Source organism: Streptomyces bikiniensis (assembly GCF_000716625.1).
Classification (GTDB): Bacteria; Actinomycetota; Actinomycetes; order Streptomycetales; family Streptomycetaceae; genus Streptomyces; species Streptomyces bikiniensis.
On the sequence record NZ_JNXJ01000037.1, the window covers coordinates 13545 to 28344 of the forward strand.

Below are 14800 nucleotides of genomic sequence, written 5' to 3' on the forward strand. Positions count from 1 at the left end.
CAACACCGCCAACACCGCGGACACCGCGTACGCCGGGGATACCGGGGGAGTGGTCACGGGGTGCGGAAGCCCCGGAAGGTCACGTGCTTCCGGCTGGTGAAGCCGAGCCGTTCGTAGAGCGCGATCGCCGCGGCGTTCTTCTCGGCCACGTGGAGGAAGGGGCGCTCGCCCCGGGCCAGGACCCGGTCGGCGAGCGCGCCCACGAGGCGGGCGGCGTGCCCCCGGCCCCGTGCCTCGGGGTCCGTGCAGACGGCGCTGATCTCGGTCCAGCCCGGCGGCCGGAGCCGCTCGCCCGCCATGGCCACCAGCCGGCCGCCGTCGCGGATCCCGAGGTACGTGCCCAGCTCGCGGGTGCGCGGCCGGAACGGCCCCGGCCGCGTGCGCGCGATCAGGTCGAGCATGTCGGGCACGTCGGCCGCGCCGAGTTCGACCACGCCCGCGTCGGCGGCACCGGAAGGACCGCCGCCGGACCAGAGCATCTGCCGCCCTTCGAGCACGAAGACCGGCTCCCAGTCCGGCGGCGGGGCGGCCGCGCAGCCGAACATGTCGGCGAAGGCGTCCCGGCCGAGGAGCCGGGCGAGGTCGGCCCAGGCCGCCGCGTCCGCGTCGGCGGGCACCGACGAGAAGGTCGCCACCTCCGGCAGGTACGCGGCGGCCTTGCCGTGCCGGCGGCCGAGCTCCGCGTGACGGCCGCGCAGGGACTCGCCCACCGGGTCGTCGAGCACCGCGAGGCCGTCGCCCCCGCCGTTCGTCATCGTGTGCCGCCTCTCCTCGGGACCGCCACTGTTCCACAGGGCCCGGGGAGCGCCGCCGAGGGGTCCGGGATCCGGTCAGCCGGTGCGGTTGTAGAGCGCCGTGCCGGGGCAGGCCGTGACGCCGAGCCGGGTGCCGCAGCCGGAGTACTGGCCGGAGCCGTTCCACCAGGCCCAGCCGCCGATGGTGCGGCCGTTCAGCCAGGTGTACTGGCCGTTGTGGCCGGCGTCGTACGTGCGCAGGCTCCAGTGCACGTGGGGCCCGGTCGCGGAGCCGCCGGCGCAGGTGTCGGTGCCGATGCTGCCGAGCAGGGCGCTGCGGGCGATCGACGTCCCGTTGTAGTAGGTCGCGTTCCGCATGTGGTAGTAGTCCGTGGAGAAGCCGCCGGGGTGGATCACCCGCGTCCAGCCGCCGCCCGCGCCGCACATCGAGGTCGCCGTGCCCTCGCGGGACGAGCGGACCAGGCCGCCGGCGTTGCCGCCGGCGAAGTCGAGGGCGCTCCAGTGCCCGGTCGCGCTGTCGTGGGCGTGCGGGCCGCCGGTCAGGGTCATGTGGTGATCGGGCATCCAGGGCAGCAGCAGGCCGTTGGTGTTGGCCTGGGCCCCGGCCGGGGACACCTGTGCCTCATGCGCCTCCGGGGCCGGCATCCGTGTCCGCGGTGCCGCCGCGCGTTCGGCGTACGCCGCCATGGTCCGCCGTTCCGCCGCGCCGACCAGCGGGGAACCGGCCACGTGGGCGGCGAACTCGGGGTCCCCTTCGAGGCCGGAGACCCATCGCCCGTTCTCGCGGTGGGCCAGGTACAGCCAGCCCTCCGGCGCGCCGTGCCGTGCGCGTGAGGCCTCCACGTAGGCGACGCCGCGGGCCCAGTCGCGCGTGACGGTGCGCACGTCGACGACCACCTTGCGGCCCTCGGCGGCGAGCTTGCCGGCGGCGGTCGCCGGGGCGAGGCCCCCGGTGTCCCGGGCCCGGGAGAGGACGTCCGCGGAGACGGCGTCCACGAGGGCCTTCCGGTCGGTGCCGAGGCGGTCGGCGACGGAGGTCGGCATCTTCACGGCGACGCCGGAGGACGGCGAGCCGGCGGCGGGCGCGGAGGCCGCGGCCGGAACCCGGGGGGTCGTCGGCGCCGACGGCGCGGCGGCGAGCAGGCCGGTGACGGCGAGGGCGGTGACGGCGATTCTCACGGGGAGGCCGGAGAGCACGGCGGTGTTCCTTTCGCGCGGGGGAGAAGGGCCTGCCGGAAGGCGGGCTCCGGTGCGGTGCGGTGCGGTGCCGGAACGAGCGGGAACCCGGGGGAGGCGAGAACGCGGAACGCGTCCGCGCACGACATGACTCCCCGTCAATTTGTCGTGTACCTGACCGAGTGTGGCCCTCCTTGTCAACGCGCGTCAACCATGTCAAGGCGTCGCCATTGATCGGCCCAATGGCGGTGGACCGATCGACCCGATGGCGGTGGGGCGACCGGCCCGACGGCGGTGGCCGGATGCCCGCGCCGGGGCCGGTCCTCCGGAGGGACCGCCGGCTCCCGCCCCCTCAGGAGCGCTGCGGGGCGACCCCGGAGAGCGCCCGGGCCAGATACGGCGCGGTGCGGCTGTCCGCCGCCCCCGCCACCCGCTCCGGCGGACCCTCGGCCACGATCCGGCCGCCCCGGTCGCCGCCGTCCGGACCGAGGTCGACCACCCAGTCCGCGGTGGCGACCACGTCCATGTCGTGCTCGACGACGACCACCGAGTGCCCGGCGTCCACCAGGCCGTGGAGCTGGCGCATCAGGACCTCGACGTCGGCCGGGTGGAGCCCGGTGGTCGGTTCGTCCAGCACGTACAGGGTGGGGGAGCGGTGCGGCCTCTGGAGCTCCGAGGCGAGCTTGACGCGCTGGGCCTCGCCGCCGGAGAGCTCCGTGGCGGGCTGGCCGAGCCGCAGGTAACCGAGGCCCACGTCGAGGAGGGCGCGCAGGCTCCGGGTGGCGGCCGGGACGTCCGAGAGGAAGGCGGCGGCGGACTCCACGGTCAGGTCCAGGACCTCGGCGACGGTGAGGCCGCGCAGCCGCACCCGCAGGGTCTCGGGGTTGTAGCGGGCGCCGTGGCAGTCGGGGCAGGGCGCGTACGTGCTGGGCAGGAAGAGCAGCTCGACCGAGACGAACCCCTCGCCCTGGCAGGTCTCGCAGCGTCCGCCGGGCACGTTGAAGGAGAAGCGGCCCGCCTTGTACCCGTGCGCCTTCGCCTCCTCCGTCTCCGCGAACAGCTTGCGGACGACGTCGAACAGGCCCGTGTACGTGGCGAGGTTGGAGCGGGGGGTGCGGCCGATGGGCCGCTGGTCCACCGTCACCAGGCGCCCGGCGCCCTCCTTCCGCCCGGCGTTTCCTTCCTGCCCTGCGCCCCCCTCCTGCCCTGCGCCCTCCTCCCGCCCGGTGAACGCGTCCACGAGCGCGTCCACGAGGGTGGACTTGCCGGAGCCGGAGACGCCCGTGACGGCGGTGAACACCCCGAGCGGGAAGGCCGCGTCCACTCCCCGCAGGTTGTGCCGGGTGACCGGCCCCGTCCGCAGCCAGCCCGCGGGCTCGCGCACGGTCCGCGCGGGCACGGGCTCCCGGTCGAAGAGGAACCGGCGGGTCACGGACTCCTCGACGCCGGCCAGTTCGCGCGGCGGACCGCTGTGCAGCACCCGCCCGCCGTGCACCCCGGCCCCGGGTCCGACGTCCACCAGCCAGTCGGCGTGCCGGACGACGTCGAGGTGCTGTTCGACCACGAAGACCGAGTTGCCCGCCGCCCCGAGCCGGTCGAGGACCACGAGCAGGGCCTCGGTGTCGGCCGGGTGCAGCCCCGCCGACGGCTCGTCCAGGACGTACACCACGCCGAAGAGCCCCGAGCGCAGCTGGGTGGCGAGTCGCAGCCGCTGGAGTTCGCCGTTGGAGAGGGTGGGGGTGGCGCGGTCCAGGCTCAGATAGCCGAGCCCGAGTTCGGTCACCGTCCCGATCCGGGCGACGAGGTCCCCGGTGAGCACCCGCGCGGTCTCCGTCGCGTCCGGCCCGGCCGCCGCCGTCGAGAGGATCCCGGCCAGGGACGTCAGCGGCAGCGCGGCCAGCTCGGCGACGGTCCGGCCCGCGAAGGTGACCGCGAGCGCCTCGGGCCGCAGCCTGCCGCCGCCGCAGACCGGGCAGGGCGCGCTGGTGAGGAACCGTTCCGCCTTGGCGCGCAGGGCCGGGCTCTTGGAGTCGGAGAAGGTGCGGAGCACGAGCCGCCGGGCGCCGGTGTACGTGCCCTGGTACGGGCGCTGGATCCGGCCCGCCTCCCGCTCCGGGTGCACCGTGACGACCGGCTGCTCGTCCGTGAACAGGATCCACTCCCGGTCCTTCGCGGCCAGGTCCCGCCACGGCCGGTCGACGTCGTACCCCAGGGCGTCGAGGACGTCCCGCAGGTTCTTCCCCTGCCACGCGCCCGGCCAGGCGGCGACGGCTCCCTGACGGATCGACAGGCCGGGGTCCGGTACGAGGAGTTCCTCGCTGGTCTCGTGGATCCGCCCGAGTCCGTGGCACGAGGGGCAGGCGCCCGCCGCCGTGTTGGGCGAGAAGGCGTCGGAGTCCAGCCGCCCGGCCCCCTCCGGGTAGCGGCCGGCCCGCGAGAACAGCATCCGCAGCGAGTTGGAGAGGGTGGTGACCGTGCCCACGGACGAGCGGGCGTTCGGCGACGACCGCCGCTGTTCCAGGGAGACCGCCGGCGGAAGGCCGGTGATCTCGCCGACCGAGGGCGCCCCCGCCTGGTGGATCAGCCGCCGCGCGTACGGCGCCACCGACTCGAAGTAGCGCCGCTGCGCCTCGGCGTAGATCGTGCCGAAGGCGAGCGACGACTTGCCGGAGCCGGAGACCCCGGTGAAGACGACGAGCGCGTCGCGGGGGATGTCGACGTCGACCCCGGCGAGATTGTGCTCGCGGGCACCGCGGACGCGGACGTACGGATCGTGGGGGCTGGCGTGCATGATCCGACTTTATCCATTATCCGGCGTTTGCTCCGGGCGGGTGCGGCGGGTCGGGGCTTCCGGAAGGGCACGGTCGGCCGGCGCCTCCGGGAAGGCGCGGTCCGCCGGGCTTGCCGGGAGGGTGCGGTCGGCCGGGGCCTCCCGGAGGGTGCGGTCGGCCGGGCGCTCCGGAAGGGCGCGGGGCCGCAGCCCCACCGCCCGTGCCAGCCGCCGGTACGACGCGCTCAGCGCCTCCCGGTCGTACGTGCTCGTGGTCACCAGGACCTCCTGCGCCCCGGTCTGCTCCACCGCCCGCTCCAGGGCCTCGGCGACCTGCTCCTCCGTGCCGTGCACGTGCCCTCGCAGCCCCGCCTCGTAGAAGCCGCGCTGCTTCTCCGTCATCTCCCGCGCCTCGATCCGCTCCGGCGCGTCGAGCGGCGGGAACACGCCCCGGGTGCGCGAGTGCGCCATCGCCCACGCCTCCGGGACGAGGAGCTGCCGGGCCTCCTCCTCGGTGGCGGCCACCGCGACCGTCCCGGCGACGGCCACGTACGGCTCGGCGGCCCACCGGGACGGGCGGAAGCCGGCCCGGTACGCGTCGACGGCGGCCAGCAGCCGGTCCCGGCCGCGCAGGTCGCCGACGACCAGCGGCAGCCCGGCCGCCGCCGCGATCGCCGCGCCCTCACCGGTCGCGAGCACGAAGGGCGGGACCCGCAGGCCCTCGGCGGGCCGCGCGTGCACTCCGGGGTGGGCCGTCTGCCCGCCGGTGAACCAGCCGAGCAGTTCGGAAAGCTGCTCCCCGAACCGGTCGGCCTCGTCCTTGTCCCGGCCCAGGGCCCGGCGGACGCCGTCGGTGAAGCCCACCGAGCGGCCGACGCCCATGTCGATCCGGCCGGGGAAGAGGGACTCCAGGACGCCGAACTGCTCGGCCACGACCAGCGGGCGGTGGTTCGGGAGCATCACCCCGCCCGTGCCGACGCGGACGGCGGAGGTCGCGGCGGCGACGGCCGCGGCGAGGACCGTGGGGGCCGATCCCGCGACCCCGGGCACCCCGTGGTGCTCCGACACCCAGAAGCGGTGGTAGCCGAGGGCCTCGACCTCCCGGGCGAGGCGCACGGTCTCGCGCAGCGCCTGTGGGGCGTCCTCGCCCTCCCGGGTGCGGGAGCGGTCGAGGACGGAGAACCGGACGTCGTCGGGAAAGCTGCTCACGGAGGGTTCAACGCCGTGGGGTCCCGGGGATTCCCGGCCGCCCCGCCGGGAGGCCCCGGCGCCCGCTCCCGGCCGCCGTCCCCGGAGGGGGCCCCGCCTCCTACCCTGGCCCCGTGACCCAGGACAACAGACCCCTCGCCGTCTTCGACCTCGACAACACCCTCGCCGCGACCGCGCACCGCCGGCACTTCCTGGAGCGGAGGCCCAAGGACTGGGACGCGTTCTTCGCGGCGGCGCCGGACGACCCGCCGCTGGAGGAGGGCGTCGCGCTGTGCCGCGAGGCGGCCGGGGAGTGCGAGGTCGTCTACCTCACGGGGCGGCCGGAGCGGTGCCGCCGCGCGACCGTGGACTGGCTGGCGGAGCAGGGGCTCCCGGCCGGGCCGGTCCACATGCGGCGCAACCGCGACTTCCGGCCGGCCCGGGTGACCAAGGTGGAGATCCTGCGCCGGCTCGCCGCCGACCGCCCGGTCAGGATGCTGGTCGACGACGACACGGCGGTCTGCGACGCGGCCGAGGCCGCCGGTTTCACCGTCGTGCGGGCCGGCTGGGCGGCCCCCTCCGAGACGCTGAGGGAGGCGCAGGAGGTGGAGGGCCGGACCTGACGCCGCGTGCGGAGCCAGGTCCCGGCCCCGGCGGTCAGGTCTCGTCCTCCAGGCGGAAGCCGACCTTCAGGCCGACCTGGTAGTGCTCGATCGCGCCGTCGACGAGGTGGCCGCGCACCTGCGTCACCTCGAACCAGTCGAGGCCCCTCAGGGTCTGCGAGGCGCGTTCGATGCCGTTGCGGATGGCCTGGTCGACTCCCTCGGTGGAGGTGCCGACGATCTCGGTGACGCGGTAGGTGTGGTTCGACATGGGGGACGGACTCCTCTCGGTGCGTTCCCTCCACCGTGCCCCAGGGCGCGCCGGGGCGCGACACGACGACCTCCCCGCGGCCCACGGGGAATTACCGGCGGTAAGGGAACAGAACGGCCTTCCGGGGGGCGGAACGGGATGGTCGGGGACTTGACCATCCCGTTGGTCCAGACCAGAATCCAGGCCACATACCCGCGCGAACACCCCGTTCGGTCCCCCCATGCCGGGTCAGCCCCCTACCGCACGACCCTGTGCTGAACCGCAGAAGGTGACCCACGTGAAGAACCGCCGTCTCGTCTGCCCCCTGGCAGCCGCCACCGCGCTCGCTCTCCCGGGCTGCGGAATGCTGCCGGGCGGCGAGGGCACGAAGACCGTCAACATCTGGCTGATGCGGGACAGCGCCAGCGAGGACTTCGTCGAACGCTTCAAGAAGGCGTACGAGGAGGAGCACGACGGGGTCGAACTCCGGTTCACCATCCAGGAGTGGACCGGCATCGGCAAGAAGGTCACCGAGGCGATCGTGGGCCCCGGCGGACCCGACGTCATCGAGGTCGGCAACACCCAGGTCGCCCAGTACGCCGACACCGACAAGCTCTACGACCTCACCCTGGAGTCGGTCCGCGACCTCGGCAGCGAGGACTGGCTGCCCGGCCTCGCCGAGCCCGGCAGCATCGGCGGCTCCCAGTACGGCATCCCCTGGTACGCCGCCAACCGGATCGTCATCTACAACAAGGACCTCTTCCGGGACGCCGGCATCGACAAGCCGCCGGCCACCCGCGACCAGTGGCTCGCCGACACCGAGAAGCTCAACAAGAACGGCTCCCAGGGCATCTACCTCGCCGGCCAGGACTGGTACACCCTCTCCGGCTTCATCTGGGACGAGGGCGGCGAACTGGCCGTCGACAAGGGCGGCCAGTGGACGGGCGCCCTCGAAAGTCCGGCCGCCCAGCGCGGCATGGCGTTCTACAAGGAGCTCCAGTCCCTCGGCTCCGGCCCCAAGAACGCCGACGAGCAGAACCCGCCGCAGGCCGACGTCTTCGCCAAGGGCGACGTGGCCCAGCTCATCGCCACCCCCAGCGCCGTCGCCGCCGTCCTCAAGGCCAACCCGGGACTCAAGGACAAGCTCGGCTACTTCCCGATACCCGGCAAGAAGGCCGACCAGCCCTGCGTCGTCTTCACCGGCGGCTCCGACCTCATCATCCCGGAGAACGCGCCCCAGCGCACCGCCGCCCTCGACGTCGTCAAGGCGATGGCCGGCGAGAAGTGGCAGACCGAACTCGCCCGCGCCATGGGCTACGTCCCCAACAAGAAGGGCCTCGCCTCCGTCGTCGCCGGCCAGGAGGCCACCGCCGTCATGGCCCGGGGCGCCGCGCGCGGCCGGGCCACCCCCAACTCCCCGCAGTGGGCGAACGTCGAGGCGGACAACCCGATCAAGCCCTACATGACGGCCGTCCTCCAGGGCGAGGACCCGGTCAAGGCGGCGCGGAAGGCCTCCGAGGCGATCACCGACACCCTCGCCGAATAGCATTCAGCGTTCGCACACCCGCGAGCCCCCGGACGGTCACGTCGAATCCAGCCGGTCACGGAAGAAGTGAAGGAGCAAGGAGCCGGGCCACCGCGCGAGCGGCCCCGGCCCCGGCCCCGCCCCTTCCCTTCCGTCCGGAGGCGCCCGCCATGTCCGCACCGACGCACACGCTCGCCGTCCCCGCACAGCCCCGGGCCCGGGCCCGGGCCGAGCAGCCCACGCCCCGGTACGCCGTCGGCCTCGCCCGCCACCAGGAGGACGTGCGCGCCGCCCAGCGGCTGCGCCACCAGGTCTTCGCCGGAGAGCTGGGGCCCGGCTCGACGGCCCCGAGCCCGGCCTCGACTCCGACGCCTTCGACGCGTACTGCGACCACCTCCTCGTACGGGAGGAGACCACCGGCGAGGTCGTCGGCACCTACCGGCTCCTGCCGCCCGAGCGGGCCGCCGTCGCCGGACGCCTCTACTCCGAGGGCGAGTTCGACCTCGCCCGGCTCGCCCCCGTCCGGCACGACCTGGTGGAGGTCGGCCGCTCCTGCGTCCACCCCGCCCACCGCAACGGCGCCGTCATCGCCCTCATCTGGGCCGGTCTCGCCCGCTACATGGCCGAGACCGGCCACAACTGGCTCGCCGGCTGCTGCTCGATCCCCCTCGACGACGGCGGCACCCTCGCCGCCGCCACCTGGGACACCGTCCGGACCAGGCACCTCGCCCCGGAGGAGTACTGGGTCACCCCGCACCGCCTGTGGAACGCCGAGGGCGTCGCCCGCCCCGAGGGCCGCACCGAACTCCCCCCGCTGCTGCGCGGCTACCTCCGGCTCGGCGCCTGGGTCTGCGGCGCCCCCGCGCACGACCCCGACTTCGGCGTCGCCGACCTCTACGTCCTGCTCTCGCTGCGCCGCACCAACCCGCGCTACCTCAACCACTTCCTGTCGCTCGTCCCGGCCCGGTGAACGCCCCCGCGGCCCTCCCGCCGTGGCTCCCCGCGGCACCCTGCACCCCGGGCCGCTGCACCGCCCACCAGGGCGGCACCGGCCCCGACCCCGGAGCCGGTCCCCTGCGGGCCGCGGCCCGGCTCGCCGCCGGCACCGGCACCGTCCTCCTCGGCGTCCTCCTCGCCCCGGCCGCCGCCCTGCTCCCGCCCGCCGCCCGGCTCGCCCTCGTCCGCCTCTGGACCCGGACGGTGGTCCGCGCCTTCGGCGTCCGCGCCCGGTACGGGGGGAGCCCCGCCGCCCCCGGCCCCCTCCTCGTCGTCGCCAACCACGTCTCCTGGCTGGACATCCCGCTCCTCGCGGCCGTCCTGCCCGCCCGCATGGTCGCCAAGGCCGAGGTCCGCCACTGGCCGGTCCTCGGCCTCCTCGCCGCCCTCGGCGGCACCCTCTTCATCGAGCGGGACCGGCTGCGGGCCCTGCCCGGCACCGTCCGCGCGATGACCGGGGTCCTCGCGGCCGGCGGCCGGGTGGGCGTCTTCCCCGAGGGCTCCACCTGGTGCGGCCGGGAGCGGGGGCGGTTCCGGCCCGCCGCCTTCCAGGCCGCCCTGGACGCGGGCTGCGCCGTGCAGCCCGTGCGGATCGACTACCGGCCCGCCGACGCCGCCGCGTACGTCGGGGACGACCCGCTCGGCGCCTCCCTGTGGCGGGTCGTCACCACCCGGCGCCCCACCGCCGAGGTCCACCTCGCGCCGCCGCTGCCGAGCGGCCGGTACCCGGACCGCCGCGCCCTCGCGGCCGCCGCCCAGCGGGCCGTGGCCCCGCGGGAGACCGCCCGCCACGAAACCACCCGGCGGGAAGCCGTTCCGCGGGAGGCCGTCCGGCAGGACCCGGCCCCGCGGGTCCCGGCTCAGCGGGCCCTCGCCAGCGACAGCGCGAACCTGTCCCCGTCGTCCGTCCACCAGCGGGCCAGTTCGAGGCCCGCCACCGCCAGCTCCTCCCGTACGCCCTCCTGACGGAACTTCGCCGACACCTCCGTCCGCAGCTCCTCGCCCGCCGCGAACGGGACCACGAGGTCCAGCTCCGGGATCTTCACGGTGAGCGCGCGGCGGGCGCGCAGCCGCATCTCGATCCACTCCCGCCCGGCGTCCCACACCGCCACGTGCTCGAAGTCCGCCGGATCGGCGTCCGCGCCCAGCTCCCGGTCGATCACGGCCAGCACGTTCTTGTTGAACTCCCCGGTCACCCCGGCCGCGTCGTCGTAGGCGGCCAGCAGCGTCGCCTCGTCCTTCACCAGGTCCGTGCCGAGCAGCAGGGAGTCGCCCGGCGCGAGCATCGAGCGGACCGAGCGCAGGAAGGTCCGCCGCTCGCCGGGCAGCAGGTTGCCGATCGTGCCGCCGAGGAAGGCCACCAGGCGCGGCCCCGGCGTCCCGGGCAGCGCGAGGCCCCGGGTGAAGTCCGCGACCAGGGCGTGCACCCGCAGCTCCGGCCGCTCCGCGAGCAGCGACTCCGCCGCCCCGGTCAGCGCCGACTCGCTCACGTCCACCGGCACGTAGCTGTCCAGACCGGGCAGCAGGGCGTCGATCAGGAACCGGGTCTTCTCGGAGGACCCGGAGCCCAGCTCCACCAGGGTCCGGGCCCCCGTCTCCGCGGCGATCTCCGGCGCCCGCGCGGCCAGGATCTCCCGCTCCGCCCGCGTCGGGTAGTACTCGGGCAGCCGGGTGATCTCCTCGAACAGCTCGCTGCCCCGGGCGTCGTAGAACCACTTGGGCGGCAGCTCCTTGGGGGAGCGGGTCAGACCGTGGACGACGTCGGCGCGCAGATCGGCGCCGGCGGCGTCCGGGTCGAGGGTGCGGGTCAGCTGGTACGGGCTCACGCGGGCGGCTCCTTGAGCGGGGTGAGGGCGACGTCGGTGCGGTCGGCGACCACGAGCGTCCGCTCGGGCACCTCCCGCCAGCGGGGATCGTCGTCGTACGGTTCGGAGGCCACGACCGCCCGGCCGGGACCCGTCAGGTACCAGAGGCTGTTGCCCCAGGCGGTCGCGGCGATCCGGTCGCCGTCGGTGACGAGCAGGTTCAGCCGGGACCCGGGGGCCGCCTGCGCGACCTCCCGCACGGTGGCGGCGAGCGCGTCCCCGGGCGCGTCCCCGGCCCGCAGCCGGTGCAGGACGAGCGCCCACACGAGCGCCGAGTCGGTACGGGCCTCCAGGCGCAGCAGCTCCCCGGCGGACAGCGTCGCGGCGAGCGGGGTCAGGGTGTCCGGCCAGCCCGGCACCGCGCCGTTGTGGCTGAACAGCCAGCGCCCGGAGGCGAACGGCGTCGCCGCCGCCTCCCCGTCCGCGCCGGGCAGCGTGGCCCCCCGAACCGCCGCGAGCAGCGCCCCGGAGCGCACCACCCGGGCGAGGTCCGCGAAGGAGAGGTCGCCCCAGATCGGCCCGGCGCGCCGGTACCGCGCGGGCACCGGGTCCCCCTCGGCGTACCAGCCGACCCCGAACCCGTCGGCGTTCACCACCCCGCTGGTCTGCGTACGGGGCTCCCAGGACTGCCGCAGCAGCCCGTGCTCCGGCCGCACGATCAGCTCCCCGAGCGCCACCGGCCCGCCCACGTAGGCGATATGGCGGCACATCAGCCGAGCTCCGCGGAGCGGGCCGTGCGGAAGCCGGAGAAGATCTGGCGCCGCACCGGCAGGTCCCAGTTGCGGAAGGTGCCCCGGCAGGCGACCGCGTCCACCGCGAACGAACCGCCCCGCAGCACCTTGTGCTCCGGCCCGAAGAACACCTCCGAGTACTCCTTGTACGGGAAGGCCGTGAAGCCCGGGTACGGCAGGAAGTCGCTCGCCGTCCACTCCCACACGTCCCCGATCAACTGCCGTACGCCCAGCGGCGACGCGCCCTCCGGGTAACTCCCGGCCGCCGCCGGGCCCAGGTGCCGCTGCCCGAGGTTCGCGTGCTCGGGCCCCGGGTCGGCGTCGCCCCACGGGTGGCGGCGGGAGCGGCCGGTGGCCGGATCGAACCGGGCCGCCTTCTCCCACTCGGCCTCCGTCGGGAGCCGGCGCCCCGCCCAGCGCGCGTAGGCGTCCGCCTCGTACCAGCTCACGTGCAGGACCGGCTCCTCCTCCGGCACGGGTTCGGTCACCCCGAACCGGCGGCGCAGCCACTGGCCGCCGTCCCGGTGCCAGAACAGCGGAGCCCCGATGCCGTGCTCGCGGATCTGCGCCCACCCGGCAGGGTGCCACCAGCGCCGGTCCGTGTAGCCGCCGTCCGCGATGAAGGCCCGGTAGGCGCCGTTGGTGACCGGGACGGTGTCGATGTGGAAGGCGGGGACGTCCCGGCGGTGCGCCGGGCGCTCGTTGTCCAGGGCCCACGGCTCGTCCGAGGTCCCCATGGTGAACGGGCCGCCCGGGACGAGGACTTCGGAGGGCAGCGGGCCGGACCGGTGGACCGGCGGCGGGGGAGCGGTCAGGACGGGCGGGCCCTTCCGCAGCTGATGGGTGATCAGCATCGTCTCGTCGTGCTGCTGCTCGTGCTGGGCGACCATGCCGAAGACGAACCCCGCGTCCAGCAGCGGCCGCCCCTCCATGGGAGTCCGCTCCAGGACGTCGAGGACCCGGAGCCGTACGTCCGCCGCGTAGGCGCGGGCCTCGCGCGGCGGGAGCAGCGGCAGCGACGGGCGCTCGGCGCGCGGGTGCTCGAAGGCATCGTAGAGCGAGTCGATCCCGGGCCGCAGCGCGTCGCGCCCCGCGACGGCCCGCCACAGCCACTGCTCCTCCTGGTTGCCGACGTGCGCCAGGTCCCAGACGAGCGGCGACATCAGGGGGGAGTGCTGGGCGGTCAGGTCGTCGTCCTCCACGCAGGAGGTGAGGCGCAGGGTCCGGTCCCGCGCCGCGACGAGGGCGTCCAGGGCCCGCGCGCGCAGCGCCTCCGCACCGGCGGCCCCGGCCGTGTCCGCGGTCCCGGAGCCGATGCCGGCCGTGTCCGTGTCCGTGCTCCCGGTGGTTCCGGTGGTTCCGGTCACGACGTCACCGCCTCGGGGGTGTCGGCCGGGGAGCCCCCGGGGAGCACGTACCGCTCCCGGAAGGCGGCGACCGCCCGCCGCACCTCCTCGCTCGCCCCGATCCGGGGCAGCGCCTCCAGGGCGGCGGAGAAGACCGTCCGCGCGGCGGCGTGCAGGTCCGGATCGGCCAGCCCGTCGCGGGCCGCCGCCACCCACAGCGGATTGCGCGGCGCGGGACCGTCGCCGGCCCGCTCCGCGAGCGGCTTCACCGCCCGGTACGCGGTCTCCGCCGCCTCCGGGTCGTCGAACAGCGCCGTCGTCACGGCCGCCGGGACCATCCAGCCGTCCCGCCCCGGCTGCGCGTCGACCATCCGCAGCTCCAGATGGCCGCGCGGCCGCACCGGCGGGAAGAGGGTCGTCATGTGGTAGCGCAGGTCGTCGGCGTCGGCCGGACGGGGGAGCCCCGTGCGCAGCCACTCCCGGAAGGTCAGCCCCTCCGGCACCGCCCACGGCCCCTCGTCGGTCCGCACGCACAGCACCGGGGTGTCGAGGACGTGCGCCGCCCACTCCGTCCGCGGGTCCCCGTCCGGCGGGGGCGGGGGCGTCCGCCGGGGCGCGAGCGTCCGTACCGGGTCGAGCTCCGCCCACAGGGCCTGCCGGGTCGAACGCCAGCCGGTGCGGCGCCCGCCGTGCACCGGGGAGTTCGCGAAGGCGGCCACGAGGACCGCGCCCAGGAGGTGGGCCAGTCGCCACCGCCGCCGGTAGTTCAGCGGGCCCGGCCCGTCGACCCCGGCGTCCAGGCAGATCTGCACCGACGCCGACTCGCACATCATCGCCCGCCCGGCCGGGCCCGTCCGGTCGAGCGCGGCCTCCATCGCGTCGTACCGCGGCTCGTGGAGGACCCGGCCGCGCGCCGCCTGCCAGGGGTCCACCCCGTAACCGCTGAGGGCGAGGCCGAGCGGCCCCAGCGCGCCCCGCACCGCCCGCAGGTCGGCGGCGAGCGAGTCCAGGCACTCCATGAGGGATCCGGCGGGCCGCGAGCTGAGCTCCAGCTGACCGCCGGGTTCGAACGTCAGGGCCGACACCAGGGGCAGGGCCCGTACGGTGTCGAGGGCCGCCGCGAGCCGTTGCGGCCGCACGGGCAGCCGGGGGTCCCGCAGCTCGTGGACCAGCCACTCCAGCTCCACCCCCACGGTGCGGGGCGGGCCGGTCTTGAAGCAGATACATCGCAGCAGTTCCTCCGCCTCCGCCTCGGTGAGAGGGGGGCCGCCACGCGGTATGCCGCTCGGCGACATCCGTGCACCTCCTGGTCCTCTGGGGACCGGCCCCGGGACGGTCCGTCCCGCGAGCGCGATCCCGGACGCACCGGAAAACAGACGTCCGGGGACGGAGCCCCCGGAACGCCACTGGTTCCACCTAAAGCCACCACCGAGCGGCGTGCAAGAGCGCCCCGGACGGGCCGTACGCGCTCCCCGCGCCCCCGCCCGTCCGGATTTCCCCGTCGTCACGGAAACATTCACACCCGTCACGGACCGGCGAGAACCCGTTGTCCCGAACCGGCGAAAACCAGTTGTCCCGAACCGCGGAGCCCGTTGT

Annotated in this window: 12 protein-coding genes and 1 pseudogene; 4 read left to right on the top strand and 9 right to left on the bottom strand. The window is 75.5% G+C overall.

Annotated features, from left to right (window positions below):
• Nucleotides 1–53: 53 nt before the first annotated feature.
• The 4 genes from OO47_RS25410 to OO47_RS25425 all read right to left on the bottom strand — a co-directional run bounded on the left by OO47_RS25410 (nt 54) and on the right by OO47_RS25425 (nt 5910).
• Nucleotides 54–755, bottom strand: coding sequence for a GNAT family N-acetyltransferase (locus OO47_RS25410; RefSeq protein WP_030219885.1), 702 nt, complete (start codon nt 753–755; stop codon nt 54–56).
• Between the two features lie 75 nt (nt 756–830).
• A complete protein-coding gene (locus OO47_RS25415; RefSeq protein ID WP_030219882.1) occupies nt 831–1952 on the bottom strand; it encodes a M23 family metallopeptidase in 1122 nt (373 codons plus the stop codon).
• Nucleotides 1953–2283: 331 nt separating this feature from the next.
• Nucleotides 2284–4722, bottom strand: coding sequence for an excinuclease ABC subunit UvrA (locus OO47_RS25420; protein WP_030219880.1), 2439 nt, complete (start codon nt 4720–4722; stop codon nt 2284–2286).
• A gap of 9 nt (nt 4723–4731) precedes the next feature.
• Nucleotides 4732–5910: an MsnO8 family LLM class oxidoreductase gene (locus OO47_RS25425; protein WP_078489903.1), complete on the bottom strand. Its 1179-nt coding sequence runs from the start codon at nt 5908–5910 to the stop codon at nt 4732–4734.
• A gap of 113 nt (nt 5911–6023) precedes the next feature.
• Here OO47_RS25425 and OO47_RS25430 point away from each other — a divergent pair, with 113 nt between their 5' ends.
• Complete coding sequence (locus OO47_RS25430; RefSeq protein WP_030219874.1) at nt 6024–6512, top strand: phosphatase domain-containing protein; 489 nt, start codon at nt 6024–6026, stop codon at nt 6510–6512.
• A gap of 34 nt (nt 6513–6546) precedes the next feature.
• Here OO47_RS25430 and OO47_RS25435 read toward each other — a convergent pair whose 3' ends face one another.
• The gene (locus OO47_RS25435; RefSeq protein ID WP_030219873.1) at nt 6547–6762 is read right to left on the bottom strand and encodes a dodecin; all 216 of its coding nucleotides are present in this window, start codon (nt 6760–6762) and stop codon (nt 6547–6549) included.
• 277 nt (nt 6763–7039) lie between these two features.
• Between OO47_RS25435 and OO47_RS25440 the strand changes: the two genes are divergently transcribed.
• The 3 genes and pseudogenes from OO47_RS25440 (at nt 7040) to OO47_RS25450 (ending at nt 10228) form a co-directional block, all read left to right on the top strand.
• The gene (locus OO47_RS25440) at nt 7040–8287 is read left to right on the top strand and encodes an extracellular solute-binding protein (RefSeq protein ID WP_030219871.1); all 1248 of its coding nucleotides are present in this window, start codon (nt 7040–7042) and stop codon (nt 8285–8287) included.
• Between the two features lie 149 nt (nt 8288–8436).
• Nucleotides 8437–9236 (top strand): annotated as a pseudogene (locus tag OO47_RS33550) (GNAT family N-acetyltransferase).
• Nucleotides 9233–10228 carry a lysophospholipid acyltransferase family protein gene (locus tag OO47_RS25450; protein ID WP_033210277.1) on the top strand — a complete coding sequence of 332 codons (996 nt, stop codon included), beginning with the start codon at nt 9233–9235 and terminating at the stop codon, nt 10226–10228. Before OO47_RS33550 ends, OO47_RS25450 begins: the two are co-directional and overlap by 4 nt.
• On the opposite strand, the gene egtD is transcribed toward OO47_RS25450, so the two are convergent.
• Genes egtD through egtA form a run of 4 tightly spaced genes read right to left on the bottom strand, consistent with a single transcriptional unit; the run spans nt 10123 to nt 14499 of the window.
• The gene (gene egtD / locus OO47_RS25455; protein ID WP_030219866.1) at nt 10123–11088 is read right to left on the bottom strand and encodes an L-histidine N(alpha)-methyltransferase; all 966 of its coding nucleotides are present in this window, start codon (nt 11086–11088) and stop codon (nt 10123–10125) included. The two genes, OO47_RS25450 and egtD, sit on opposite strands and share 106 nt — an antisense overlap.
• The gene (egtC, locus tag OO47_RS25460) at nt 11085–11837 is read right to left on the bottom strand and encodes an ergothioneine biosynthesis protein EgtC (protein WP_030219863.1); all 753 of its coding nucleotides are present in this window, start codon (nt 11835–11837) and stop codon (nt 11085–11087) included. The genes egtD and egtC overlap by 4 nt, the downstream gene beginning before the upstream one ends.
• Complete coding sequence (egtB, locus tag OO47_RS25465) at nt 11837–13174, bottom strand: ergothioneine biosynthesis protein EgtB (protein WP_030219860.1); 1338 nt, start codon at nt 13172–13174, stop codon at nt 11837–11839. Before egtB ends, egtC begins: the two co-directional genes overlap by 1 nt.
• Before the next feature lie 47 nt (nt 13175–13221).
• Entirely contained in the window at nt 13222–14499 is a 1278-nt protein-coding gene (gene egtA / locus OO47_RS25470) for an ergothioneine biosynthesis glutamate--cysteine ligase EgtA (protein ID WP_030219857.1), read from the bottom strand.
• Nucleotides 14500–14800: the final 301 nt, after the last annotated feature.

Coding starts and splice junctions, on each gene's coding strand:
- OO47_RS25410 (WP_030219885.1), bottom strand. CDS start 755: ATGACGAACGGCGGGGGCGACGGCCTCGCGGTGCTCGACGACCCGGTG.
- OO47_RS25420 (WP_030219880.1), bottom strand. CDS start 4,722: ATGCACGCCAGCCCCCACGATCCGTACGTCCGCGTCCGCGGTGCCCGC.
- OO47_RS25435 (WP_030219873.1), bottom strand. CDS start 6,762: ATGTCGAACCACACCTACCGCGTCACCGAGATCGTCGGCACCTCCACC.
- egtC (WP_030219863.1), bottom strand. CDS start 11,837: ATGTGCCGCCATATCGCCTACGTGGGCGGGCCGGTGGCGCTCGGGGAG.
- egtA (WP_030219857.1), bottom strand. CDS start 14,499: ATGTCGCCGAGCGGCATACCGCGTGGCGGCCCCCCTCTCACCGAGGCG.